Raw genomic sequence first — 23,016 nt, 5'->3', positions numbered from 1 at the left:
GCTGCGCCGAAACCGGGTGCGGCAGCCGCGTGCGGAGCCCGTCCGCACCTCGTGTCGAGTTGAGAGGTGAGTCATGCCCAGGGAACGTGGACAGAAGGTGGTGGCGACCAATCGCCGCGCCCGCCACGACTACCTGATCGAAGACACGTATGAGGCGGGGCTGGTGCTGACCGGCACGGAGGTGAAGTCGCTGCGCGAGGGTCGAGCGTCGCTCGTCGACGGATACGCGTTCATCGACGGGGGAGAGGCGTGGCTCGACGCCGTGTACATTCCCGAGTACCTCGACGGAACGTGGAACAACCACGCACCTCGTCGCAAACGCAAGCTCTTGTTGCACAGGCAGCAGATCGTGAAGATCGCGAACAAGATCAAAGACGGCGGATACACGCTCATACCACTTCAATTGTATTTCTCCGACGGCCGCGCGAAAGTCGAGATCGGAATCGCGAAAGGCAAGCGCGAATACGACAAGCGGCAAGCTCTGCGGGAGCGGCAGGACAGGCGTGAGGCCGACCGCGCGATGTCGAATCGGAACCACCTCGGCGAGTAGGCCGAGCGGCTCACCCGTGCTCACGGTCGAACGCACCGGCGGCGAGCGCTTCGACGAGCAGTTCTTGTGTCTCGCCCAGCCACCAGTACACGACGCGGTCGGCGGCGGCACCGCCCGTCCCGTCGTCGTCGTCGTGGATCCCCAACCGGTCGGCGACCATCAGCCGCAGATCGGTGAGGTTGCGTAGCAGTGCGATGGAGAGTTCGTGATCGGCGGAGACCGTGCGCGTTCTCGCGTGCTTCCAGCGGGAGCCGGAGGATTCCTGCTCTGCGGCCATGAAGGCATCCATCACGTTCCGCGCGGCTTCGCTCTTCGCAGTGACCAGATCGACGTCGGTGAGCGCGTGGAATTCCGCCGCCTCGGCATCGTCGTGGTATGCATCCGGGAACATGCGCTCACGGGTTGCCGCACCGGTCGCCAGTGAGGTGAGTCGCTCGGCGAGAACCCCGAGGAGGTCGGCCTCGAGTCGCGAGAGGGCGATGAACTCGTTGTCCGACATCGTGACAGCGAGATCTCCGCCGCCGAGACGTCGAAACCGCGTCACTTCTCGGCCCTGTCGACCGTTGCACTGATTCCGTAGCCGTGCATCGCGTGCACGTGCACCTCCATCGCCTCCCGTGTGCCAGTCGCGACGATGGCGCGGCCCTCATGATGCACTTGCAGCATGAGCCGAGTCGCCTTCTCGCGGCTGAAGCCGAAGTAGCTGCGGAACACGTAGACGACATAGGACATGAGATTGACCGGGTCGTTCCACACGATGGCTCGCCACGGCGTGTCGAGGGTGTGGCGCGGCGTGAGATCGAGCGCCTCATCGGTGCGTTCGATCGTGCTGGGCGCGGGGATCGAGGATGCCACCACTCCAGATTCGCACATCCCGGCATGACATGCGCGCGCCCGGTGTTGTAGTCTGTAACGCCGCACAAGTTGCGGATGCATCTGGCAAGAAACTCAACAGCGCGCGACAGTGACCCGCCTCCCGGGGATGATCGGTTTCGACATCGTCTGCGAGATTACGAGAAGCGGGTCGAGGATGCAGGGTTATCTCGCTAACGCTCCCTGCAAAAAATAAGTGCCAATTCCAACAGCACTGTCTCCGCTAAGGCCCAGGTCGCTCTCGCGGCCTGATCGTACTTAGCGATCTGAGAGACCGTCAGCCCGGGAATGCTCTCTACCCGGATCCTGGCGTCAGCTAGAGAGATTGCTTCTACGCATCGTCATGGGGCGTAGAGGGACTCCAACCGTGACTGGGTTCGTCGGATCAGCTGCCAATGGCAAGTTCCGGAACCGAGTAAAGCGCCGTCATTGGATACACCCGTAGAAGGCGTATGACCACAGCGATGGACGGGGGTTCAATTCCCCCCATCTCCACGTGATCACACCAGTGGGTCGCTGTCGCGCGATAGAGAACGAAAGGCCGTCCCGAAAGGGGCGGCCTTTCGTGTCCGATCGCAGACCCCGATCCTGGGCAGGGCGCAAACACGCCACGCTCGGACTCGTCTGACGCGGGCCGTCAGGATCGGATAGAACGGAGTTGATCGGTCACAGCAGGGAGGACGAGCCGTGCTAGACGTCGTGGTCGTCGGGTCGGGGCCCAATGGGCTCGCCGCAGCGGTTGCGTTCGCCCGCGCCGGGCTCTCCGTGACAGTGCTCGAAGGCAGTGAGCGCGTCGGAGGCGGGAGCGCGTCGGCCGAGCTCACCATTCCGGGAGTGCTGCACGACGTCTGCTCAGCTGTGCATCCGATGGCGTTCGCCAGCGACTTCTTCCGGAGATTCGAGCTGGAGCGTCGCATCGAGCTGCTGGTACCCGAGATCTCCTACGGGCATCCGCTCGACGATGGGCGAGCGGCGATCGCCTACCGTGATCTGGAGCGGACGGCCGAGGGACTGGCCGCTGACGGCGAGACATGGAGGCGACTGTTCGCGTCGTTCGCTCGGGACGACGGGCGAGCGCTCGCGGAGGTGATGGCGAGGCCGCCGGCGCGGGTGCCCAGGCATCCGCTCGCACTCTCCCATCTCGCATGGCGCTCGCTCAGGCACGGTACTCGTCTGTGGAACAGCGCCTTCGAGACCGAAGAGGCGGCCGCCCTGCTGACCGGCGTCTTCGCACACACCATTCAACGGATGCCGTCCCTCGGCTCGGCCGCACCCGGGCTCACTCTTGCAGCGTTTGCGCACTGCGGCGGATGGCCCGTTCCACGCGGCGGGAGCGGCGCGATCGCTGCGGCCCTCGTCGAGGACCTCCTGGCCCATGGCGGACGCATCGAGACCGGCGTGTGGGTGCAGAGTCTCGACGAGCTGCCACCCGCGCGGGCGACGGTGCTGGATGTCACGCCGCGCGCCTTCCTGCGACTGGCCGGTGACCGCGTGCGCACCCCGCGGCAGTACCGAACGTTCCGTTACGGCAACGCCGCCGCCAAGGCGGACTTCGTGCTCTCCGATCCGGTGCCGTGGCGAAATGAAGAGCTGCGCCGCGCAGTGACGGTCCACGTAGGCGGGTCCCGAGCCGAGTTGGCGGAAGCGGAGGATGCGGTCGCTGCGGGCAGTCATGCCAGGCGTCCGTACGTGCTCACCGCGCAACCCACCCTGCTCGACCCGGAACGTGCGCCGGGGCGACACGTGCTCTGGGCGTACACGCACGTGCCTGCCGGGTCGGTCCAGGATCCGACCGAGTCGATCGTGCAGCGCATCGAGCAGTTCGCTCCGGGATTCAGGGACACGATCGTCGCCAGCAACGGGCAGAGCGCCGAACAGCTGGATGCGCGGAACCCGAACGACGTGGCCGGCGACATCGCGTCCGGCGCGATGAGCTTCGGGCAGCTGATCGCGCGTCCCACGTTCGGACGATACCCGTGGCAGACCCCGGTGCGAGGCGTCTACCTGTGCTCGGCGTCGACCTGGCCGGGGCCCGGCGTGCACGGTCTCGGAGGATGGAACGCCGCGTTGAGGGCGCTCGAGCGTGAATTCGGCATAACGACGACGCCCGACCTTTCGATCGGCGCGTGATGCAGGCTCAATGCGACTCGAGTGCCTTTGCGCAGTCGATGCACAGCTCGGCGAACGGTCGGGCGCGCAATCGAGCCACACCGATCGGTTTGCCGCAGTTCATGCAGACACCGTAGGTTCCGGCCTCGAGATGAGCCAGTGCGTGATCGATCTCGGTCAGTTCCAGCTCGAGATCTTCATGCAGCCCCGTCAACTGCGACCAGGTCGCCGCCATCGTCGGACCCTCCGGGTCGTGTTCGTCGTCGGCCTGCCCTCCCGAGCGTGCCTCGCGCGCATCGCTGAGCGAGGCATCCAGCCTGCCCTGCCTCGCCAGCACCTGAAGGCGCTGCGCCTCGAGGGCTTCGTGGAACTCACGCCGTTGGGCGTCTGTCAGGCTTCGTCGCACGGAAGACACGCGCCGATAGTAGCCCTACACCGCGCCGGTGGCGGTCAGTACGATCAGCGCGCCGTTCAGAGCGACGATCGCGGCGACCGTCACGATGCCCGCCGCTCGCAGCACGGTGCGGTTCGCGAACGCTCCCATCGTCGTGCGGCGTGAGGTGAACCAGACCAGCGGAATCACCGCGAACGGAATGCCCACGCTCAGCACGACCTGGCTGATGACCAAGGCCCAGGTGGGGTCGAGGCCGAGCCCGAGCACGATGAGAGCGGGAACGAGGGTGATGGCGCGTCTGACGAGGATGGGCACCTGCACATGCAGCAGTCCCGACATGACCGAGGCGCCCGCGTAGCATCCGACGGAGGTGGAGGCCAGACCGGATGCCAGCAGCCCGATGCCGAAGATCACGCCGACCACGGGCCCCAGCGCCTGCGTGATCGCGGTGTGCGCTCCCTCGATACTGTCCGTCCCGCCCGCGCCGGGAAGGCTCGCCGCGGCCAACAGCAGCATCGCGACATTCACCGATCCGGCCACGATGAGCGCGAAGATCACGTCCCATCGATTTGCGCGCAGCAGATGTCGCACACGCCGCGGGTCATCCGACGCGCCGTGCCGGTCGAGGGCGAGCGCCGAGTGCAGGTAGACGGCGTGCGGCATGACGGTCGCACCCAGCATGCTGGCCGCCAGCAGAACAGACCGTGACCCTTCGAAGCGCGGGACGAGGCCCGTAGCAGCCTCGCCCCAATCGACTGGGCTCACGACGAGCGACGCGGCGAACCCGATCGTGATCACGGCCAGCAGACCCATCATCACGAACTCGAACGCGCGCTGTCCGCGGCGGGATTGCACCGCCAGGATGCCCATGGAGACGACACCGACGACGACCCCGCCGATGAGGAGTGGCAGCCCGAACAGGATCTGCAATGCGATCGCTCCGCCGATCACTTCGGCCAGGTCGGTGGCGGCCGCGATGATCTCCGCCTGCGCCCAGTACAACAGGCGAGCGGTGCGGGGCATCCGCTCCCCGAGAAGCTCGGGGAGGCTGCGCCCGGTGACGATGCCGAGCTTCGCAGAGAGGTACTGCACGATGACGGCCATGACGTTCGCTGCAACCAGCACCCACACCAACAGGTACCGGTACTCGGCACCGGCCGTCAGGTTCGCCGCCACATTTCCCGGATCGACATAGGCGATCGCGGCGACGAAGGCGGGTCCGATGAGCCAGAGAAGTCGGCGCTCTGCCGGGTGGGAAATGCGGACGCCCGTGGCCGACTGCTCAACCGACCCCTGCGTCATCGCCCCGCCTCATGACCTGTAGTGCAAAAAGTTAGATCAGTCTAACTCTCGAGCTAAGAGCAACTGAACCCACTTGCCTACAGGAGATCGACGGCGAAGAAGCGGGTACGGAACCTTGTGGTTCCGTACCCGCTTCGATGGCGCCGGCGCCGGCGCCGGCCGGCCGTTCCTCAGTAGCGGCCGGTGAGCGCCTTGTTCTTGATCGCCTCGAACTCACCCTGTGAGATCGCACCCTGGTTCAGCAGATCCTGCGCCCGCGCGATGTCGCTGGCCGGTTTGGCCGACGGGCGGGGTCGATACGAGTCGTCCTCCGGCACGACGCCGCGACGTCGTTGCGCCCGCTCCGCCATGCCGCGCCCTCGCGCGATCACGTACACGAGTGCCGTGATCAGTGGAATGAAGATCAGGCAGAGTACCCACAGCGCCTTCCACCATCCGTTCAGCTTCTGGTCGGAGAAGAGATCGAAGAGGATGTAGAACACCGCGACGAGGTATGCGACGAAGAACAGGATGTCGAGGAACATCCAGATGAGACCCGCGAACGTCATGTCGATGCCCCCGCTCAGGCGAGGATCTTGGTCTTCAACGAGTTGTACTCGTCTTGAGTGATCGTGCCGGCGTCGAGCAGGGACTTCGCTTTGGCGATCTCATCGGCGGGTGAAGCGCCCGCGACCTGCTTGATGTAATCATCCGTCGCCCGCTGCACCTGCTTCTGCTCCTTCGAGCTGCGTTCTGCCATGCCCCTGCCGCGAGCGATGAGGTAGACGAGCACGGTGAGGAAGGGCACGAACACGAGGAAGATGATCCACAGCGCCTTCCACCAGCCGTTCAGCTTGTGATCGCGGAACAGGTCGGCGACCACTGCGAAGAGCGCGAACAGGTAGGCGACGAACGCGAAGCTCCAGAAGATGACCCAGATCACATTCCAGAAGTTGTCCCAGAAACTCATGGTGGTTGTCCTCTCTTGTGCGCCAGGGAGCGCGGATGAGACCGCGAGGCTTGCGGCCACTGCCAGTCAACAGACGGAGAACGCGGGCAGGCACACCTGAATGGGGTGATGTCGGCAGAGTCGCCGAGATGACCGACATCTGTTGCAGAGGGCCTCTCCGTCGATAGGGTGGCAGGGACACTGCTGCAGGGGGAGGCGCATGTCGACTATCGGAGCACGCTCGGCACGGTCCGAGGTTGCAGGACAGACGCGCCGCGAGAGCGGTGCACGTCAGACAGCCGGAATACCGAGTGAGGCGGTGTTCGAGGTCGCCAGACCACGACTGGTTGAGCCGCTGGAACAGCTGGCGTCGGGGGAACGCACCGGAATAGCGCTGTGGGCGGCGGCGGGAGCGGGCAAGAGCGCCCTCATCGCGCAGTGGGCACGCAGCCTGAAGGAGCGCGGCGACACGGTGCGCTGGGTGCGGGGACCGGCGCTGCTCGACGCACTCGCGGAACTGCGCGGTAGTCGACGCAGGGCTTTCCTGTTCATCGACGATGCGCACCGCATCAGCTCGGTGCGGGCCAAGGCCGCACTGACCTCGGTGCTCGAGGACCCGGTGGGCGACATTCGCGTGGTGGTCGCGGGACGGTATCAACCGGTGTCGGGACTCGCGCTCCTGCAGGCATCCGGCCGGCTGCTGGAGTTGCGCACCGATGATCTCGCGTTCGACGGGGACGAGGTCACCGAACTCGCCTCACGCCATGGTCTCGAACTCGCCGACGACGCGGCCGCGGCGTTGGTCAAGCGCACCGGCGGCTGGGCGACTGCGATCGCGTTGGCGATGCCGTGGCTGGCACGAAGCGCGGATGTCGGGGCCGCCGTCGGCGAGTTCAGCGGCGACGACGGAGCAGTCGCCGACTTTCTCATCTCGGAGGTGCTCGCGGGATTCGACGATGACACCAGGCGGTTGCTCGTCTCAGTGGCGGTGAACCGCTACGTGCCGCTCGATCTTGCCGCGCTGCTGAGCGGACGCGCCGATCATGCGGCGCTGCTGCGCACGGTGGCGACCTCGAACGCGTTGATCACCGAGGATGCGCACGGATTCCGGTTCCACCCGGTGCTGCTGGCGTTTCTCGAGGCGGAGGCACGAAGGCTCGACCGAAGCCGTGCCGCACGCGGCCACGCGAGCGCCGCCGACTGGTACGCGGCGCACGAACAGCCCGCGGACGCCCTGCACCAGGCCATCGAGTCGGGTGACAGCGCGGTGCTGGCCGACATGCTCTCCCGCGTCGGGCTCGAACTCGCTCTCGCCGGACGCAGCCGACTGATCGCCTCGGCGCTCGCGCGGTTCACGCCTGAGGACGAGGAGCCACTGGTCGCTCTCGTTCTCCGACTGCTGCTGGACGCCCCCGCATTCGCGGACCGCCGCCGAGTGCACCATGTGTTCGCGATGGCGGATCTCGCCGCTGCGGCATCCCCGCCGGCCGGCGGCGACGCGTGGGTGGTTGCGCTGGACGCTGTTCGTTGCTTCGTCGAGGTGCGCGATGGCAAGTCGTCCGCCGGGGCATCCCGTCTCACGGATGCCGTCGCCATTGCCGAGCGTCAGGCGAGTCTCGGTCTCGACCTGCTCTGCGTGACCGCGGAAGGCTGGCTCCTCGCCCGAATCGGCGAATCCCAACGGGCGCTCGGGATGCTGCGCGATGTGCGGGTCTCTGCACACCGTGCAGGCATGGATTGGCTGTTCCTCGTCGCCAGCGAGTTCTCGATCAGCATCCTCAGTCATCTCGGTCGCTGGGACGAGGCCGTCGTGCTAGAGGACCGACTGGTCGACGCTGCGGACCGCTTCACCTCCGCTCCGAGGGACCGCGCGCGGCGGCGAGTAGAGGTGGTAGCGGCTACCAGGCGCTACCTGCGCTGCGTCGAGGGCGGACCGCTCGGGCTGGGCGCTGTCGTGGCATCCGACCCGCTCGGTCTCGACCCGGAGCTGAGTGCGACGGCACGTGTGCTCGAGTTGCTTCCAGCGCTCGACACCGTGCAGAACCCCCGGCACGCGCTCGACGAACTCGAGCGACTCATGCGAGAGACCGCCGTGTACGTACCGCGCACGTTCGCTCTCGCGGCACCGCGGATGGTCGCGGCACGCTTCGCGCTCGACGGGCGGGCCCGAGCGAAGGAGACGGCTGAACTCGCGCAATCAGTGCTCGGAACGAACAGTGTGGAAGGCGCCATTGTGCGCTATCTTCTGAGCCCGCCGCTGCGCAACACGGAGCCCGCCGCCCGCCAGCTCGGCGAAGCGGCCCAGACCGGGCGTGCCTGGCATTCCGCCTCGTTCGTCACGGCGGCACTGCATCTGGCCCGTTCTGCCGAGGACAACGGCCGCAGCACCGAGGCGGATGCCTTCACGCTGCAGGCTGTGGAGCTCGCGGTGCGCTACCGGGTCGAACGTCCGTTCCTCGCGCCGGCCACCGATGGCATAGGACTCATCACGCGGCGGCTCGGTCGTTTCGGATACCTGGAAGACGAGGCACGACGCATCGTGTCGTTCGCGCCCCGGGCTTGCGCGCATCCGGACACGGAGGCTCTGGTCATCGAGTCGCTGACGCCGAAGGAGAGGGACATCCTCGCGGAACTGCCGGTGCACCAGTCGGTGGCGGAGATCGCGCGCAAACACTCTTTGAGCGTGAACACCATCAAGACGCATCTGCGCAATATCTACCAGAAACTCGGGGTTTCCGACCGCAGCGAAGCGGTCGGCACGGCGCAACGTCTCGGCCTGATCTGACGACCATCTCCACCTACCGAGGGAATCACCCTCGGTAGGTGACGCATACCTCTCCGGCGTGCACGAACCTGGATGTGCAGCACAGGGGAGGTGCGGTGTGAAGCGCTACGAGATCCGACTTCCGTATGCCCTCTCGGAGCGGCTGGCCGCCGCGTTCCCCGAGATGGAGGCCGTGCAGATCGCGCCGGCCACGACGATCCTGGTGGGCACTCTGCGCGACCAGGCGCAGCTGCACGGACTGCTCGCCCGCATCGCCGACATGGGTCTGGAGATTCTCGAGGTTCGACAGGACGCCTGAGGTAGGGCGCGACAGAACTCCACGCAGTCCGGCGCGACGGTGTCAGAACTGTCCGATGCCCTTGCCGATGACGACGAAGCCGATCACGAACATGAGCACCGCCATGATCGTGGCGTTGTTGTCGGTGAGCCAGCGGCGCAGCGCATCCAGTGGATGCGCCATCGCTTTGGATGACAGAAGGTACGCGCCGACCGGGATGATGATCGAGCTCGCCGCGATCAGCACGAATACGACGATCACGATGATCTCCTGCCAGAGCACGATGCCGGAGGACCCGATGGCCAGACCTGCGCTGACCGCCAGGAGCAGGTTCTTCGGATTCACGGCGGAGAGCACGATGCCGAGCACGAAGCCCCGAAGCGCCGTCATGGAATCGATCGCCTTCATCCACGCCGGCAGTTTCGGCTCTTCGTCGTTCTTCGGCCTGCTGCGCCACTGGCGGATGCCGATCAGCAGCAAAAGCGCGCCGAGAACGATGTCGATCACGCCCACGATCGGATGCGTCGCCGCCGGATCCGCGACGGGCAGGATCGACGACAGTGCGGAGAACACCGCGACGGCCACGGCGATCCCGACGATCCAGCCGACCAGGAAACCGACCCCCGTGCTTTTCGCCCGCGGTGACAGAAGCATCAGGATCGCCGCGATCATCGGCACGGGGCTGATGGCGATGCCGATCGCCACGGGCAGTGTCGTTCCGATGAATGGTCCCATGACGGCCTCCGATCTACGCGTTCGTGCGGCTTCTAAGGCGATTCCCCGCGCTCGACGCTAGTCGAACTCGCCGGGTCACGGTCCTCCGTTTCGGGTGATTGCCTCCGCGTCGCCGTTGCGGGCCGACTGTCCTGCCTAGCGTGAGGGTGACGCCCTGCCGGGCGTCGCCAGACTCGTGATATCCACAGGGAGGGTGCGGACATGCCACGCGAATTCAAGGGCGACATCAAGCTCGACGTGCGGGACTCGAAGGCGGACTGGGACGCCTTCCTGCCCGACAAACCGCCACAGGGGGCGCCCAACGTGCTCGTCGTGCTCTTCGACGACACCGGGCAGGCCGCCTGGTCGCCGTACGGCGGACGCATCAACATGCCGACGATGGAGCGCCTCGCAGCTGGCGGCTTGACGTACACGCAATGGCACACGACGGCGCTGTGCTCGCCGACGCGATCGACGTTCCTCACCGGACGCAACCACCACGCCAACGGCTTCGCGACCATCGCCGAGTCGTCGACCGGATTCCCCGGCTACAACTCGCACATCCCGCCGGAGAATGCTCCGATGGCGCACATCCTTCGCGATGCGGGCTGGGCGACGTTCTGGGTCGGCAAGAACCACAATGTGCCGATCGACGAGTGGACGGCGGGTGGGTCGAAGAAGAACTGGCCGCTTGGTCAAGGCTACGACCGGTTCTACGGCTTCATCGGTGGCGAGACGAACAACTGGTATCCGTCGTTGGCGGAGGACAACCGCTACATCGAGCAGCCGTACACGCCGGAAGAGGGCTACCACCTCTCCAAGGACCTGGCAGACCAAGCACTGAAGATGCTGCGCGACGTCAAGCAGACAGAGCCCGGAAAGCCGTGGTACTTGTGGTTCTGCCCCGGCGCAAACCATGCACCGCACCACGCGCCGCAGGAGTACATCGACAAATACAAGGGCGTCTTCGACGACGGCTACGAGGCGTACCGCGAATGGGTGCTCGCCCGCATGATCGAGAAGGGTCTCGTGCCGGAGGGCACGGAACTCACCGAGCTCAATCCCATGCCGGAGGGCACATTCTCGGAGAGCGACCGGGTGCGGCCGTGGGATGAGCTGAACGACGACGAGAAGCGCATGTTCTGCCGCATGGCGGAGGTGTATGCGGGCTTCAGCGAGTACACGGACGCCCAGGTCGGCCGCATCGTCGACTACCTGGAGGAGACCGGACAACTCGACAACACGATCATCTTCTACTGCGCCGACAACGGGGCATCCGGGGAGGGCAGCCCGAACGGGTCGGTGAACGAGGGAAAGATCTTCGGTGGCTACCCGGACGACGAGCAGGAGAACCTGCGCATGGTGGACAAGCTGGGCAGCCCTGACACCTACAACCACTACCCGACCGGGTGGGCGGCCGCATTCTCGTCGCCTTACCGTATGTTCAAGCGTTACGTCTATCAGGGCGGCGTGTGCGATCCGATGGTCATCCACTGGCCGGCGGGCATCAGCGCCAAGGGCGAGGTGCGGCATCAGTACCACCACTCGACCGACGTCGTCGCGACCATCCTCGACGTGTGCGGCGCTTCTATGCCCGAGAGCTACAACGGTGTGACGCAGCGCCCGCTGGACGGCGTCTCGATGCGCTACAGCTTCGACGCGATCGGCGACGGGGCATCCCAGAAACAGACGCAGTACTACGAGATGTTCGGCAACCGCGGCATCTGGCACGACGGCTGGAAGGCCGTCACCGAGCACGGGCCGGTGAGCGGCAAGGGCGACTTCGAGAACGATGTCTGGCAGCTCTTCCACACGGATGTCGACCGCTCGGAGGCGCACGACGTGGCAGCCGAGCATCCGGAGAAGCTCGAGGAGCTCAGGAAGCTCTGGTTCGCGGAGGCGGAGCGCAACCTCGTGCTGCCGCTGAACGATCTGCAGATCCTCGGCAACCCGAAGGACTTCGAGACGTTCATCAACATGGAGTTCCATGTGCCGGTTCCGCCGTCGGGGCAGTACACGTACTACCCCGGAACGACCGAGGTGCCAGAGCGCAGTGCGGCGAATGTGCACGGGGTCTCGTACAAGGTGCTGGCCGAGGTGGAGACCACCGCCGACACCGAGGGCGTGATCTTCGCGCACGGTTCACGCTTCGGCGGGCATGCGCTGTTCGTGAAGGACGGAAGGCTGACCTACGCGTACAACTTCTTGGGCATCCCGCCGGAGATCGACGTCTCCGCGTCAGTCCCGGCTCCCGGCAAGCACATCTTCGGCGTCGAGTTCACCAAGACCGGAACGGGGCAATATCGCGAGGCGACCGGCCCGCTGCGTCTGTACGTCGACGATGAACTCGTTGCCCAGCAGGACATCCATACGGTGCTGGGGCACTTCTCCCTTTGCGGCGAGGGCCTGTGCATCGGATATGACAGTGCCGACTCGGTCTCGAAGCAGTACGAGGGATCCCGGTTCGACTACACGGGCGGCGAGATCAAGAAGGTCGTCTTCGACATCGCCGACGACGCCTACGTCGACCTGGAGGCGCACCTCGCGGCGGCGATGGCCAGGGACTGAGCGGTGATGTCGAACAGCCCAGAGCCCGAGAAGCGCGGGGGCTGAATGACGACCGCAGCGTCGGTGGAGCGGACGGCCAGGCGCTCATGGTTCCTGCCGACGCTCTCCGGGTACCGGCCCGCCAACCTGGGCTGGGACGTGCTGGCGGGCCTCTCCGCCGGTGCTGTGGTCGTGCCGCAGGCGATGGCCTACGCCACCATCGCGAACCTTCCCGTGCAGGTCGGCCTCTACACGTGCATGGTGCCGATGATCGTGTACGCCATGCTCGGCGGCTCCCGTGCGATGAGCGTCTCTACGACCTCGACGATCGCTACGTTGACGGCCACCACTCTGGTCTCGGCGGGGGTGGCGTCGTCGAGCAAGGATCCCGCCACGGACCTGTGCATGCTGACGCTCCTCGTCGGGGCGATGCTGCTCGTCGCCCGCATCTTCCGCCTGGGTGGTGTGGTCGAGGCCATCAACAAGTCCACGCTCATCGGTGTGCAGGTCGGGGTAGGGGCCACGGTCGCCGTGGGACAGCTGCCGAAGCTGCTCGGCGAGACGGACAACGTCAGCGGGCACGGATTCATCCGCTCCCTGATCGCGGTCATCGACGCCGTACCGAATGCGAACCTCGCGACCACGATCCTCGCATTCTGCTCGATCGCGACCCTCTTCGTGCTGCGAAGGTTCGCCAAACGGATTCCGGGCCCCCTGCTCGTCGTCGTGGCGGGGATCGTGCTTGCGGCGGTCACACCGTTGACCGATGCCGGTGTCAAGCTGATCTCGCCTGTTCCCTATGGCATCCCGCTGCCGACGGTGCCCTCGTTCGGCCACATCGTCGGCCTCGTTCCCGGCGCGCTGGCGATCGCTGTCATGGCGTTCCTCGAATCGGCGGCGGTGGCGCGCGGCATCCGTGAGCCCGGAGCACCCCAGATTGACTCCAATCAGGAACTTCTGGCCACCGCGTGTGCGAACGTCGCCGGTGCGTTCTTCCAGGCGATGCCCGCGGCAGGCGGGTTCTCGCAGAGTGCCGTGAACAAGGATGCGGGCGCGCGTTCTCAGGTCTCCGGCCTCGTGACGGCCGTGCTCGCCATCCTCGTCGCGGTGCTGCTCGCACCGGTTCTGAGCCTCCTGCCGCAGGCGACACTCGCCTCGCTGGTATTCGTGGCCGTTGTCGGCCTGATCGATGTGAAAGCGCTGATCCGGCTCGCGAGACTGAGCAGCAGAGACTTCTGGACGGCCATCGTCGTTGCCGCGCTCGGGCTCAGCGCAGGATTGCTGGTAGCCGTCGCGGCCGGCGTGATCATCACGTTCGCGCTCGTGATCCGCGAGATCACGCGTGTTCGCACCACCCAGCATGCGCGTCGGGACGGCATGCTCTCCGTGTCGGTTGACAGCGGAATGTACACCGCGAACATGCTGGCGACGGAGAATCGCCTGCTGGCCCTGGTCGACGCTGCCCGTCCGCTCGACGCGCTGGTCGTGGACGTCGGGCACATGAGGGTCGCCTCAGCCACCGTGCTCGACGGGCTCCAAGACCTCGATCGGGAGCTGAAGGGCACGGGGGTGCTCCTCGTGCTTGCGAATGTGCAGCCCGGTGCACGCGAGCTGCTCGAGAAGTCCGAATGGTTCCGGACGCTGGTCGCTTCTCGACGCGTGGTGGCCTCGATCGACGCCGCCTACGCCGGGCGCACCTCGACGAGCGCTGACGCCGACGGCACCCAGTGAGAGACGACGCGAGCCTTCATCGACCTGCGAGCGACTGTCAACCCGCGAGCGCCGCGAGCAACTCGTCGTGCAGAGCGCCGTTCGTCGCCACGGCGCTGCCGTCCCACAGCGCGGAGCCGCCGTCCGCGGCGGTGATCCGCCCGCCGGCCTCGCGCACGATCGGGATCAGCGCTGCGATGTCGTACGGATGCAGGCCGAACTCTGCAACCGCCTCGATGAGTCCTTCCGCCAGCAGGGTGTACGCCCAGACATCGCCGTATGCCCGATCGCGCCAGACGTTCCTGCTGAGTGCGATGAGCTGGTCGAGGTGACCGGTTGCATCCCATTGGCGAATGCTCTGGAAACTGATCGTGGCATCCGCCAACGCGTGGATGCCTGACACCTGCAGCCTCGCCGGCCGCCGGCCGCTCTCGCTCACCCACGCTCCGCCACCCACCGACGCCCACCAGCGCTTGCCGACGCCGTCGGATCCGCCGAGCGCGGGCGAGCTGGCGACCCCGAGCACAGGTTCGCCGTCGACCACGAGTGCGATGAGTGTGCCCCACATCGGAAGCCCGCGCTCGTAACTGTGCGTGCCATCGATCGGATCGATGATCCAGAGCCGATGTGCGGTACGAGGATCGCCGCCGGCGCTCCCATACTCCTCGCCGAGGATCTCGTCGCCCTCGCGCTCGGTTTCGATCAGCGCTCGGATCGTCCGTTCGACCGCCTGGTCGGCGTCCGTCACGTGAGTGCGGTCGGGTTTCGTGGTCACGTGCAGGTCGTTCGCGCGGAATCGGGCGCCGGAGACGGCGTCTGCCGCATCGGCGAGGCGGAGGGCGAGCTGCAGGTCGTCGTCGAGGTCGGGCACAAGCGAAAGCCTATCGACCGACGGCATGTGCAACCCGGCTGTGAGCCTGGGCAAATGCGATGAGACCTTTGCCCATGTGGCTGATTTCAGTGCATGCACCTGGAGTCTCGCGAAGTACGCGACTGAAGTGCGCTTCGTCGAACCAACGAAGAGGATGGGAACGTGGTGCACCCCCAGGGACTTGAACCCTGAACCCACTGATTAAGAGTCAGTTGCTCTGCCGATTGAGCTAGAGGTGCATGGTGCGGCTTCCACGAGGACTGCCGAACCGAAGCACAACGATAGCATCAGCCGACGGCCGGGGGCGAATCGATCCGGTGCGGGGAAGATGTCGGAAGCGCCTGGTGACGTCGGAGTCGGCGAGCCGACCGGCATCGAGGAATCTCGGGCCCGGGACGTCGTTTCAGCAACGGTGAACGACGTCCCGGGCCACAGACCCGATCCGGCTCTTCGGGGCAGGCCCGACGTGGCACGGTGTTCGCTAGGCAGCAGACACGGGCGCGTTCGCGGCCTCCGGGTCGGTTTCATCCGACGCCCGAACTCGTTCGGCCGCCACGAGTACCGCCGCGACCGTCGCCCTGAGCACGGAGCGATCTCGGCTCGCGGCCCATCGCGGTCCATCGGCCCCGCGGAACTCGACCACCGTCACGGCGTGGCTCGACGATCCCTCAGTGGTCGACATCTGAGCGAGCGACAGCACGTCGACACGGATGCCCCGCGCAGCCAGCGCCTCCGTCAGGGCCTCCACCGGACCGACGCCGTTGTGCTCGGTCGTGTGCTCCACACCGTCGACGCACAGCCTGATGCGCGTGCGCTCGACCCCCTCGATCGTGACGGCGACTGCCGTGTCGGCGATCCTGTCGCTGGTGCCGCCTTCGCTGACGTCGAACGCGACCAGCTCGATGCTGCGGGCGCCGGGTTTCGGCAGATAGGCATCCTGAAACAGTCGCCACAACTGCCGAGCGGTGACCTCCTCGCCCGTCGTGTCGGTGTGCCGCTGCACGTGACGCGCGAAATCGATCTGCAGCCGGCGGGGCAGCGAGAGCCCGTACTCGGTCTCGAGCAGGTACGCGATGCCGCCCTTGCCGGACTGCGAGTTGACCCGCACGACGGCATCGTAACTGCGGCCGATGTCGGTCGGGTCGATCGGTAGATACGGCACCCGCCAGTCGAGCTCGCGTTCTGGAACGCCGATCTGCTTCGCCCGCGAGCGGTGTTCGGCGAAGCCTTTGCGGATGGCATCCTGATGCGTGCCGCTGAACGCCGTGTGCACCAGGTCGCCGACGTACGGATGCCGCTCGTGCACGGGCATCCGTGTGCAGTGCTCCACGGTGCGGCGCACCTCGTCGATGTCGCTGAAGTCGATCATCGGATCGATGCCCTGCGCGTGCAGGTTCAGTGCAAGCGTCGCCAGGTCGACGTTACCGGTGCGCTCGCCGTTGCCGAACACGCAGCCTTCGACCCGCTGTGCTCCGGCCAGCATGGCGAGTTCGGCACACGCGATCCCCGTGCCTCTGTCGTTGTGCGGATGCACAGAGAGGATGACGGCGTCGCGCCTGGCCACGTTGCGGTGCATGTACTCGATCTGGTCCGCGTACACGTTGGGCGTCGCCACCTCCACCGTCGCCGGCAGGTTCAGGATGACGGGACGCTCGGCCGAGGCATCCCAGAACTGCGTCACCTCGTCGCAGACCTCGAGCACGTAGTCCGGTTCGGTGAGGTTGAAGACCTCAGGTGAGAACTCGTACCGCACGTGCTGCTCATCGCCCGTCAACCTCAGTATGTCTGCGGCGCCGCCGAGGATCACACGCTTCAGCGCGTCGCGGTCGTGCCCGAGCACGACGTTTCGCCAGGTAGGGGCGGTCGCGGCGTACATGTGGATGACGACAGGATTGCGGATGCCCCGCACCGACTCGACCGTGCGTTCGATCAGCTCGCGCCGGGCCGGGGTGAACACGACGATGGTGACGTCGTCGGGAGCGATCGGCGCTCCCGCTTCGGCGGTCTCGACGATGAGACGCACGAAGTCGAAGTCCGTCTGCGATGCGGACGGGTAGCCGATCTCGATCTCCTTGTATCCCATCGCGACGAGGAGTTCGAAGAAGCGACGTTTGCGGGTCGAGTCCATCGGCTCCGCGAGCGCCTGATTGCCGTCGCGGAGATCGACCGGCACCCAGAGCGGGGCGTGCTCGAGGCTGCGGGAAGGCCACGTGCGGTCGGCGAGCGGCACGGCCACCCGGTTGTAGACATCCGTATAGCGGTGCGACGGCATCTGCGAACGTCGCTGACGATTCCACGATGGCGAGCGGTCGGGAACGGGCCCTGCGGGCGTGGAGATGGAGGGGAAAACAGTGCCGGACATGTTCGATGATCCTTCTTCATCAGGTCTGATCGACCGGCACGCGACGACCTCCACGGCGGGAGGCCGGTCGTGAATCAGGCCCCGCCGTGGCGGCGAAGGAGGAGGAGCCCGGAGCGAAGCATGCTCCGACGGTAGCAGCAGTGTCTTCCCGCGTCGAACATGACCCTTGTACGGGGGTCAGTGCTCTAGGTAGGCTGGAGGGCGGTGGGTTTGTTAGGAAAACATACTAACCCTGTCGGCCGCCTCATCTCGTGCCGTGCATCCGCGCGCGACACCACTATGCAAGGGAGCATCAGATGAAACGAGTCCCCGTTGTCGTCGGCGCCGGACTGGCTGCCGCACTCGCCCTGTTCGGCGTTGCAGCACCGGCATCGGCCGCCGGATCGCAGGGCCCGGATCCTTGGCTGCCGACGCCGCACTCGCACACGATCGTGTACCCGGGTCTTCCGTTGCCTTCACGCATCGCGGCGCCGTACGTCGATATCACCGCGGTGAGCGATCTCGCCGACCTTTCGCAGGCATCCGGGTCGCGATTCCTCAGCCTCGCGTTCCTGCAGACCGAGGCGCCAGGCTCGTGCACGCCGTACTGGGCGGGCGACACGTCGAAGCCCGTGACGCCGGATGTCTACGGCGCGCAGTTCGACCGCATCCGCAATCACGGCGGCGACGTCATTCCGTCTTTCGGTGGATACGCGGCAGACACCACGAACACCGACATCGCCGACAGCTGCGCCGACGTGCACAGCATCGCGCTCGCCTACGAGAACGTGTTCGCGGTCTACAAGGTGCACCGCATCGATCTGGATGTCGAGGCCGACTCGATCACCAACCAGGCAGGCATCGACAGGCGCAATCAGGCGATCACCGAGGTGGAGCAGTGGGGGAGAGCGCACCATTGGCCGGTCTCGTTCTCGTACACGCTGCCGACCTTCCCGACCGGGCTCGCTCCCAGCGGTGTCGCGGTGTTGCAGTCCGCTGCCAAGTACGGTGCGAAGATCGCCGACGTCAACGTGATGACGTTCGACTACTAGGATGGCGCCACTCACGACATGCTCGCCGACGCGGAGCAGGCTGCGACCGCGCTCACCGGCCAGCTGAAGCAGACCATCCTGCCGCACGCCTCATCCTGGCAACTGCGGCACACGGTCGGCATCATCCAGATGAACGGCATCGATGACTACGGGCCGCAGGAGACCTTCACACTCGATGAAGCGGCGCCGCTGGTCGCCTGGGCGAAATCGCACGGCGTGCAGACCATGAGCTTCTGGGCACTGCAACGGGACAACGGCGGATGCCCCGGCGTGAAGGGCGCGAACACCTGCGACGGTCTCGTACAGCCGAGCTGGGCGTTCAGCAACGCCTACGCCACGTTCAATTCCTGGTTCTGATTCAGCCGGCCTGCACGCCCAGCAAGTGGCCGACGAGGTACGTTGCGGCGACGGCGATCGCCCCGAAAACGAGTTGCCGCAACGCACCTCGCCACCAGGCTTTGCCGGTGAAATAGGCGGCGAACGCCCCCGCCACCAGCAGCCCGACGCCGCCGATCGCGAGGCCGAGCCACAGCTGGTCGAATCCGAACAGGAACGACAGCAGTGGGATGACCGCACCGACCGAGAACATCACGAACGACGAGACGGCGGCGATCCACGGCGACGGCTTGGCGTCGGGGTCGACGCCGAGCTCCTGCGTGACGTGCACGCGCAAGGCGCGGTCGGGGTTGCCATGCACCTCGGCGGCCGCCTGGTGCGCGGTTCCGGCCGACATTCCCATCTCCTGGAACATCCCGGAGAGCTCGTACATCTCGCCCTCCGGATTGCGGTCCAGCGCGTTCCGTTCGACCGCGGCCTCTTTGTCGACCTGCTCGTTCTGGGTCGTCACAGACGTGTATTCGCCGAGCGCCATCGAGAAGGCGCCGGCCACGAGTCCGGCGAGTCCGGTGAGGATGATCGTGCCGAGCGGCGCCCCCGCCGCGCCGATCCCAGCGATCAGCGCGATGTTCGTGACGAGGCCGTCCATCGCGCCGAACACCGCGGCGCGCAACCAGCCGCCGGAGACGTCCGAATGCCGGTGGTCGTAGTCGTGCGGGTTCCGGAAGGGCGGAGTGAGCGGATCAGGCACCGCCCCAGCATAGAGGCGATTGAGGTGAGAGACGGGCGAGCTTGCTCGCGCGGCCGAGCCGATTGAGCCTTTGAGCGCGAAGCCGCGATAGAGGCGATTGAGGTGAGAGACGGGCGAGCTTGCTCGCGCGGCCGAGCCGATTGAGCCTTTGAGCGCGAAGCCGCGATAGAGGCGATTGAGGCGATTGAGGTGACGCCGGCCTAGTCCTCGTCCAGCTCCAGGGCACGCGACGGGCTCGCACCGCCGACGATGGCTTCGTCGTGGCCCTCCGCTCGGGCGATCGCGTCGGCGGCACGAACCAGCGCAAGGTGCGAGAGTGCCTGCGGGGTGTTGCCCGCCTGCCGGCCAGAGGCTGTCGAGTACTCCTCGCTGAGGAGGCCGACGTCGTTCGCCACGGCGCACATGCGCTTCATCAACTCGTGCGCCTTCTCCAACCGGCCGGAACGCGCATACTGCTCAACCAGCCAGAACGAGCATGCGATGAACGGGTACTCGCCCTGGGGCAGTCCGTCCAGGTCGGTACGCGAGCGGTAGCGCAGCAGGAAGCCCCTGTGCATGAGGTCGTTCTCGATCGCTTCCACCGTGCCGAGCATGCGCGGGTCGTCAGGCGCAATGAACCCCACCTGCGACAGCTGGAGCAAGGATGCATCCACCTCTGTGGTATCGAAGTGCTGGGTGAACGTGTTGCGGCGGCGGTCATACCCCTTCTGTTCGATCTCCTTGCGCAGCACGCGCCGTCGCTTGCGCCAGTCCTGCACCGGGCCCTCCAGCCCGAACTCCTCTGCGCCGCGGATGGCTCGGTCGTAAGCCGCCCACACCATGACTCGTGAGTGTGTGAAGTCTCGCGCCGGACCGCGGATCTCCCAGATACCCTGATCGGCGCGGTGGGCCACCTCGTTCAGCCGACCCATCAGCGCACATTGCAGGGACCACGAGAAACCCGTCTCCTTGATGCCCGCAAGGCGGGCGTCGTGCAGGGCGATCATCACCTCGCCGATCACATCCGCCTGAAACTGCTTGGCCGCCGCGTTGCCGATGCGCACGGGCGAGGCGCCGTGGTACCCCGGCAACGAGTCGATCACATACTCGGGCAGGAACCGCTCGCCGCCCAGCCCGTACATGATCTGCACGTCTGCCGGATCGCCTGCAAGCGCCCTCAGCAGCCACCAGCGCCAGTGGTCGACCTCGTCCTTGTATCCATGGCCGAGCAGCGCGCTGAGCGTCTGCGAGGCATCCCGCAGCCACACGTAGCGGTAATCCCAATTGCGGCCGCCACCGAATTCCTCGGGCAGCGACGTGGTCGCCGCCGCGACGACGCCGCCCGTGTCCGTGTGCGTGAGTGCGCGCAGCACGAGCAGCGAGCGCAGCACCTCATCGGCGTATTGACCACGATGAGTGAACGTGGCCGCCCAGTCCTCCCACCACTTCTCGCTCTCGTTCATGCCCTTCGACACGTCGAGCGGGCCAGGCAGCGGCTTGTGCGACGGATGCCACGTCATGGTGTGGTCCACGACGTCCCCATCGCGAACGGTGAACGTCGCCTCGTGTGCGTGGTTCGTTGCGTGGAGCGCGACGCCCCTGACCACGACGGCGTCGGGGCCGGCGACGGCCACGAGCGTGTGATGCCGATCGCGAAGCTGTCGCACCCAGGGCACCGCAGCCGCATAACTGAAGCGCAACCGTAGATCAACGCGCATCTCGACCTCGCCGGATACACCGCGGATGCGTCGCACGACGTTCGCACCGTGCACCGTGCGCGGCATCGCATCGATCACCTCGACCACGCCGGTCGCCGTGGTCCATCTCGTTGTGAGGACGAAAGAGCTGCCGTTGTACCGCCTCACGGAGATAGCTTCCGGGTCCGCGGGCGCAACCAACCACCTGCCGTGATCCTGGGTACCGAGCAGCGCGCCGAAGACGGATGGGGAGTCGTATCGCGGTAGGCAGAGCCAGTCGATGCTGCCGTCTGTCCCCACCAGCGCGCCCGTGTAGCAGTCGCTGATCAGTGCATAGTCTTCGATCGCCAACGCCACGCAAGTCATCATGGCAGGTAGCGTGAGGATCATGACCGAGGCGGTGCGGACTCTTATCATCCTGGGCGCGGACGGCGATCTGACGTCGCGGCTCCTGCTGCCTGCGCTGGGACAGCTGCTGACCGAAGAAGGCAAGCGACGCGTCACGTTGATCGGCGCGGGTATGCACGACTGGGATGCGCAGCATTGGCGCAGCGTCGTCACGGCGTCGTTCAAGACGGTGGATGCTCAGGGCCCGGCGGTCGACGCATTGCTGGACGGCACCGACTTCGTCTCGGGTGACGTGACCGATCCCGATCACCTGCGAGAACTTCTCTCTCACGCCGACGGCACGCCCGCCCTGTACTTCGCGCTGCCGCCCGCGGTGACGAAGGAGGTCTGCGCCGCCCTTGCCGGGGTCGACCTGCCTGCAGGCCTTCGGTTCGCTCTCGAGAAGCCTTTCGGAACCGACAAGCGGAGCGCTGCGGCGCTCAATCGCCGGCTGGCGGACCTGGTGCCGGAGGACCAGGTGCACCGCATCGACCATTTCCTCGGCAACTCCACGGTGCAGAACTTGTTCGGGCTGCGGTTCGCCAACCGCATCTTCGAGCCGCTGTGGAGTGCTGAGCACATCGCCAGGGTCGACATCGTGTACGACGAGGGCCTGGGCCTGGAGGGCCGCGCGGGCTATTACGACCATGCGGGCGCCCTGGTCGACATGCTGCAGAGCCACCTGCTGCAGGTGCTTGCCGTCACCGCGATGGAGCCGCCGTCGACGATGAGTGCCGCCGACATCCGGGATGCCAAGGGCATCGTGATGCGCGCCACGCACGTGTGGGACGACGACGCGATCGCGAACAGTCACCGCGGCCGCTATACCGAAGGACGGATCGATGGGCGCGAGCTCCGGTCCTACGTGGCGGAGAACGGAGTGGATCCGAGCCGCCACACCGAAACGCTGGCCCAGGCCACGTTCAGCATCGACACCTGGCGCTGGGCCGGCGTGCCCTTCACATTGCGGTCGGGGAAGGCGATCGGCCGTCAACGACACGAGATCGTGATCACATTCCGGGACGCGCACAGGGTGCCGAAGGGCCTGCGCGGTGCGGCGCATCCGACCAGGCTGCGCATCCGTCTCGGGCCCGATGTGATGCAGCTCGAACTCAACACGAACGGACCGGGCGACCCGCACTATCTGAGCCGGGCGTCGCTGGAAGCCGACTTCGGGCCGGGGAGCCTCCTGGCCTATGGCGAGGTGCTCGCCGACCTGTTCGACGGGAATCCCTCGCTGTCGGTACGCGGTGACACGGCCGAGGAGTGCTGGCGCATCGTCGCGCCGGTGCTGACGGCGTGGCGCGGCGGAGACGTGCCGCTCGAGAACTACCCGGCCGGCTCGGATGGGCCGTCGGACTGGCCCGCCATACCGTGATCAGGTTCGGCCGGGTGTCGGCGGCGACGCGCAGA

At 66.4% G+C, this 23,016-nt stretch carries 20 protein-coding genes, 1 tRNA gene and 1 other RNA gene; 10 read left to right on the top strand and 12 right to left on the bottom strand.

Translation table 11 applies throughout. The features are described 5' to 3' along the window. Positions 1–73: 73 nt before the first annotated feature. The gene (gene smpB, locus ACYVDK_RS10075; protein WP_460521252.1) at positions 74–550 is read left to right on the top strand and encodes an SsrA-binding protein; all 477 of its coding nucleotides are present in this window, start codon (positions 74–76) and stop codon (positions 548–550) included. Positions 551–560: 10 nt separating this feature from the next. On the opposite strand, the gene ACYVDK_RS10070 is transcribed toward smpB, so the two are convergent. Together ACYVDK_RS10070 and clpS are read right to left on the bottom strand one after the other, a co-directional pair. Continuing rightward, positions 561–1,094, bottom strand: a complete 534-nt coding sequence (locus ACYVDK_RS10070; RefSeq protein WP_460521250.1) for a DUF2017 family protein — start codon at positions 1,092–1,094, stop codon at positions 561–563. Then, positions 1,091–1,423 (bottom strand): ATP-dependent Clp protease adapter ClpS, encoded by a 333-nt coding sequence (clpS, locus tag ACYVDK_RS10065; protein WP_460521248.1) that lies wholly within the window; start codon positions 1,421–1,423, stop codon positions 1,091–1,093. The genes ACYVDK_RS10070 and clpS overlap by 4 nt, the downstream gene beginning before the upstream one ends. A gap of 105 nt (positions 1,424–1,528) precedes the next feature. Between clpS and ssrA the strand changes: the two genes are divergently transcribed. Together ssrA and ACYVDK_RS10055 are read left to right on the top strand one after the other, a co-directional pair. Then, positions 1,529–1,921: a transfer-messenger RNA gene (ssrA, locus tag ACYVDK_RS10060) on the top strand. A 189-nt stretch (positions 1,922–2,110) separates the two neighbouring features. Beyond that, entirely contained in the window at positions 2,111–3,553 is a 1,443-nt protein-coding gene (locus ACYVDK_RS10055) for a phytoene desaturase family protein (RefSeq protein WP_460521246.1), read from the top strand. A gap of 7 nt (positions 3,554–3,560) precedes the next feature. Here the strand turns inward: ACYVDK_RS10055 and ACYVDK_RS10050 are convergent, their stop codons facing one another. The 4 genes from ACYVDK_RS10050 to ACYVDK_RS10035 form a co-directional block, all read right to left on the bottom strand. Next, a complete protein-coding gene (locus tag ACYVDK_RS10050) occupies positions 3,561–3,947 on the bottom strand; it encodes a TraR/DksA family transcriptional regulator (RefSeq protein ID WP_460521244.1) in 387 nt (128 codons plus the stop codon). 15 nt (positions 3,948–3,962) lie between these two features. Further along, positions 3,963–5,228, bottom strand: coding sequence for an SLC5/6 family protein (locus tag ACYVDK_RS10045; protein ID WP_460521242.1), 1,266 nt, complete (start codon positions 5,226–5,228; stop codon positions 3,963–3,965). Between the two features lie 170 nt (positions 5,229–5,398). Continuing rightward, a complete protein-coding gene (locus ACYVDK_RS10040; protein ID WP_460521240.1) occupies positions 5,399–5,776 on the bottom strand; it encodes a hypothetical protein in 378 nt (125 codons plus the stop codon). Positions 5,777–5,790: 14 nt separating this feature from the next. After that, positions 5,791–6,177, bottom strand: coding sequence for an SHOCT domain-containing protein (locus ACYVDK_RS10035; protein ID WP_460521238.1), 387 nt, complete (start codon positions 6,175–6,177; stop codon positions 5,791–5,793). A 199-nt stretch (positions 6,178–6,376) separates the two neighbouring features. On the opposite strand from ACYVDK_RS10035, the gene ACYVDK_RS10030 reads away from it, so the two are divergent. Together ACYVDK_RS10030 and ACYVDK_RS10025 are read left to right on the top strand one after the other, a co-directional pair. Further along, positions 6,377–8,941, top strand: a complete 2,565-nt coding sequence (locus ACYVDK_RS10030; protein WP_460521236.1) for a LuxR C-terminal-related transcriptional regulator — start codon at positions 6,377–6,379, stop codon at positions 8,939–8,941. A 97-nt stretch (positions 8,942–9,038) separates the two neighbouring features. Next, complete coding sequence (locus ACYVDK_RS10025; RefSeq protein ID WP_460521234.1) at positions 9,039–9,239, top strand: hypothetical protein; 201 nt, start codon at positions 9,039–9,041, stop codon at positions 9,237–9,239. A 42-nt stretch (positions 9,240–9,281) separates the two neighbouring features. Here the strand turns inward: ACYVDK_RS10025 and ACYVDK_RS10020 are convergent, their stop codons facing one another. Next, positions 9,282–9,953 carry a GAP family protein gene (locus ACYVDK_RS10020; protein ID WP_460521232.1) on the bottom strand — a complete coding sequence of 224 codons (672 nt, stop codon included), beginning with the start codon at positions 9,951–9,953 and terminating at the stop codon, positions 9,282–9,284. 201 nt (positions 9,954–10,154) lie between these two features. On the opposite strand from ACYVDK_RS10020, the gene ACYVDK_RS10015 reads away from it, so the two are divergent. Further along, positions 10,155–12,500: an arylsulfatase gene (locus ACYVDK_RS10015; RefSeq protein WP_460521230.1), complete on the top strand. Its 2,346-nt coding sequence runs from the start codon at positions 10,155–10,157 to the stop codon at positions 12,498–12,500. Between the two features lie 45 nt (positions 12,501–12,545). Beyond that, the gene (locus ACYVDK_RS10010; protein ID WP_460521228.1) at positions 12,546–14,210 is read left to right on the top strand and encodes a SulP family inorganic anion transporter; all 1,665 of its coding nucleotides are present in this window, start codon (positions 12,546–12,548) and stop codon (positions 14,208–14,210) included. A gap of 37 nt (positions 14,211–14,247) precedes the next feature. Here ACYVDK_RS10010 and ACYVDK_RS10005 read toward each other — a convergent pair whose 3' ends face one another. From ACYVDK_RS10005 to ACYVDK_RS09995, 3 genes are all read right to left on the bottom strand, one after another. Next, complete coding sequence (locus ACYVDK_RS10005; RefSeq protein ID WP_460521226.1) at positions 14,248–15,087, bottom strand: inositol monophosphatase family protein; 840 nt, start codon at positions 15,085–15,087, stop codon at positions 14,248–14,250. A 136-nt stretch (positions 15,088–15,223) separates the two neighbouring features. Beyond that, positions 15,224–15,299, bottom strand: a tRNA-Lys gene (locus tag ACYVDK_RS10000). A gap of 242 nt (positions 15,300–15,541) precedes the next feature. Then, positions 15,542–17,422: a 2-isopropylmalate synthase gene (locus ACYVDK_RS09995; RefSeq protein WP_460521224.1), complete on the bottom strand. Its 1,881-nt coding sequence runs from the start codon at positions 17,420–17,422 to the stop codon at positions 15,542–15,544. Between the two features lie 296 nt (positions 17,423–17,718). On the opposite strand from ACYVDK_RS09995, the gene ACYVDK_RS09990 reads away from it, so the two are divergent. Continuing rightward, positions 17,719–18,453 (top strand): glycoside hydrolase family 18 protein, encoded by a 735-nt coding sequence (locus tag ACYVDK_RS09990; protein WP_460521222.1) that lies wholly within the window; start codon positions 17,719–17,721, stop codon positions 18,451–18,453. An 18-nt stretch (positions 18,454–18,471) separates the two neighbouring features. Further along, positions 18,472–18,810: a glycoside hydrolase family 18 protein gene (locus tag ACYVDK_RS09985; protein WP_460521220.1), complete on the top strand. Its 339-nt coding sequence runs from the start codon at positions 18,472–18,474 to the stop codon at positions 18,808–18,810. 1 nt (position 18,811) lies between these two features. Here the strand turns inward: ACYVDK_RS09985 and ACYVDK_RS09980 are convergent, their stop codons facing one another. Further along, positions 18,812–19,540 carry a VIT1/CCC1 transporter family protein gene (locus tag ACYVDK_RS09980; RefSeq protein ID WP_460521218.1) on the bottom strand — a complete coding sequence of 243 codons (729 nt, stop codon included), beginning with the start codon at positions 19,538–19,540 and terminating at the stop codon, positions 18,812–18,814. 200 nt (positions 19,541–19,740) lie between these two features. Next, entirely contained in the window at positions 19,741–21,582 is a 1,842-nt protein-coding gene (locus ACYVDK_RS09975; RefSeq protein WP_460521430.1) for a glycoside hydrolase family 15 protein, read from the bottom strand. A 22-nt stretch (positions 21,583–21,604) separates the two neighbouring features. On the opposite strand from ACYVDK_RS09975, the gene ACYVDK_RS09970 reads away from it, so the two are divergent. Beyond that, positions 21,605–22,981, top strand: coding sequence for a glucose-6-phosphate dehydrogenase (locus tag ACYVDK_RS09970; RefSeq protein WP_460521215.1), 1,377 nt, complete (start codon positions 21,605–21,607; stop codon positions 22,979–22,981). Positions 22,982–23,016 lie beyond the last annotated feature (35 nt).

It is taken from the genome of Humibacter antri (assembly GCF_054777235.1).
This window is presented reverse-complemented; position numbering and strand designations above follow the sequence as displayed.

Excerpts from the sequence above, each read along its gene's own strand:
- ACYVDK_RS09975 (WP_460521430.1), bottom strand. The coding sequence starts at position 21,582 with ATGACTTGCGTGGCGTTGGCGATCGAAGACTATGCACTGATCAGCGAC.
- ACYVDK_RS10030 (WP_460521236.1), top strand. The coding sequence starts at position 6,377 with ATGTCGACTATCGGAGCACGCTCGGCACGGTCCGAGGTTGCAGGACAG.
- ACYVDK_RS09970 (WP_460521215.1), top strand. The coding sequence starts at position 21,605 with ATGACCGAGGCGGTGCGGACTCTTATCATCCTGGGCGCGGACGGCGAT.
- ACYVDK_RS10040 (WP_460521240.1), bottom strand. The coding sequence starts at position 5,776 with ATGACGTTCGCGGGTCTCATCTGGATGTTCCTCGACATCCTGTTCTTC.
- ACYVDK_RS10005 (WP_460521226.1), bottom strand. The coding sequence starts at position 15,087 with ATGCCGTCGGTCGATAGGCTTTCGCTTGTGCCCGACCTCGACGACGAC.
- clpS (WP_460521248.1), bottom strand. The coding sequence starts at position 1,423 with ATGTGCGAATCTGGAGTGGTGGCATCCTCGATCCCCGCGCCCAGCACG.
- ACYVDK_RS09985 (WP_460521220.1), top strand. The coding sequence starts at position 18,472 with ATGCTCGCCGACGCGGAGCAGGCTGCGACCGCGCTCACCGGCCAGCTG.
- ACYVDK_RS10010 (WP_460521228.1), top strand. The coding sequence starts at position 12,546 with ATGACGACCGCAGCGTCGGTGGAGCGGACGGCCAGGCGCTCATGGTTC.
- ACYVDK_RS10015 (WP_460521230.1), top strand. The coding sequence starts at position 10,155 with ATGCCACGCGAATTCAAGGGCGACATCAAGCTCGACGTGCGGGACTCG.
- ACYVDK_RS10045 (WP_460521242.1), bottom strand. The coding sequence starts at position 5,228 with ATGACGCAGGGGTCGGTTGAGCAGTCGGCCACGGGCGTCCGCATTTCC.
- smpB (WP_460521252.1), top strand. The coding sequence starts at position 74 with ATGCCCAGGGAACGTGGACAGAAGGTGGTGGCGACCAATCGCCGCGCC.
- ACYVDK_RS10020 (WP_460521232.1), bottom strand. The coding sequence starts at position 9,953 with ATGGGACCATTCATCGGAACGACACTGCCCGTGGCGATCGGCATCGCC.
- ACYVDK_RS09995 (WP_460521224.1), bottom strand. The coding sequence starts at position 17,422 with ATGTCCGGCACTGTTTTCCCCTCCATCTCCACGCCCGCAGGGCCCGTT.
- ACYVDK_RS10035 (WP_460521238.1), bottom strand. The coding sequence starts at position 6,177 with ATGAGTTTCTGGGACAACTTCTGGAATGTGATCTGGGTCATCTTCTGG.
- ACYVDK_RS09990 (WP_460521222.1), top strand. The coding sequence starts at position 17,719 with ATGAAACGAGTCCCCGTTGTCGTCGGCGCCGGACTGGCTGCCGCACTC.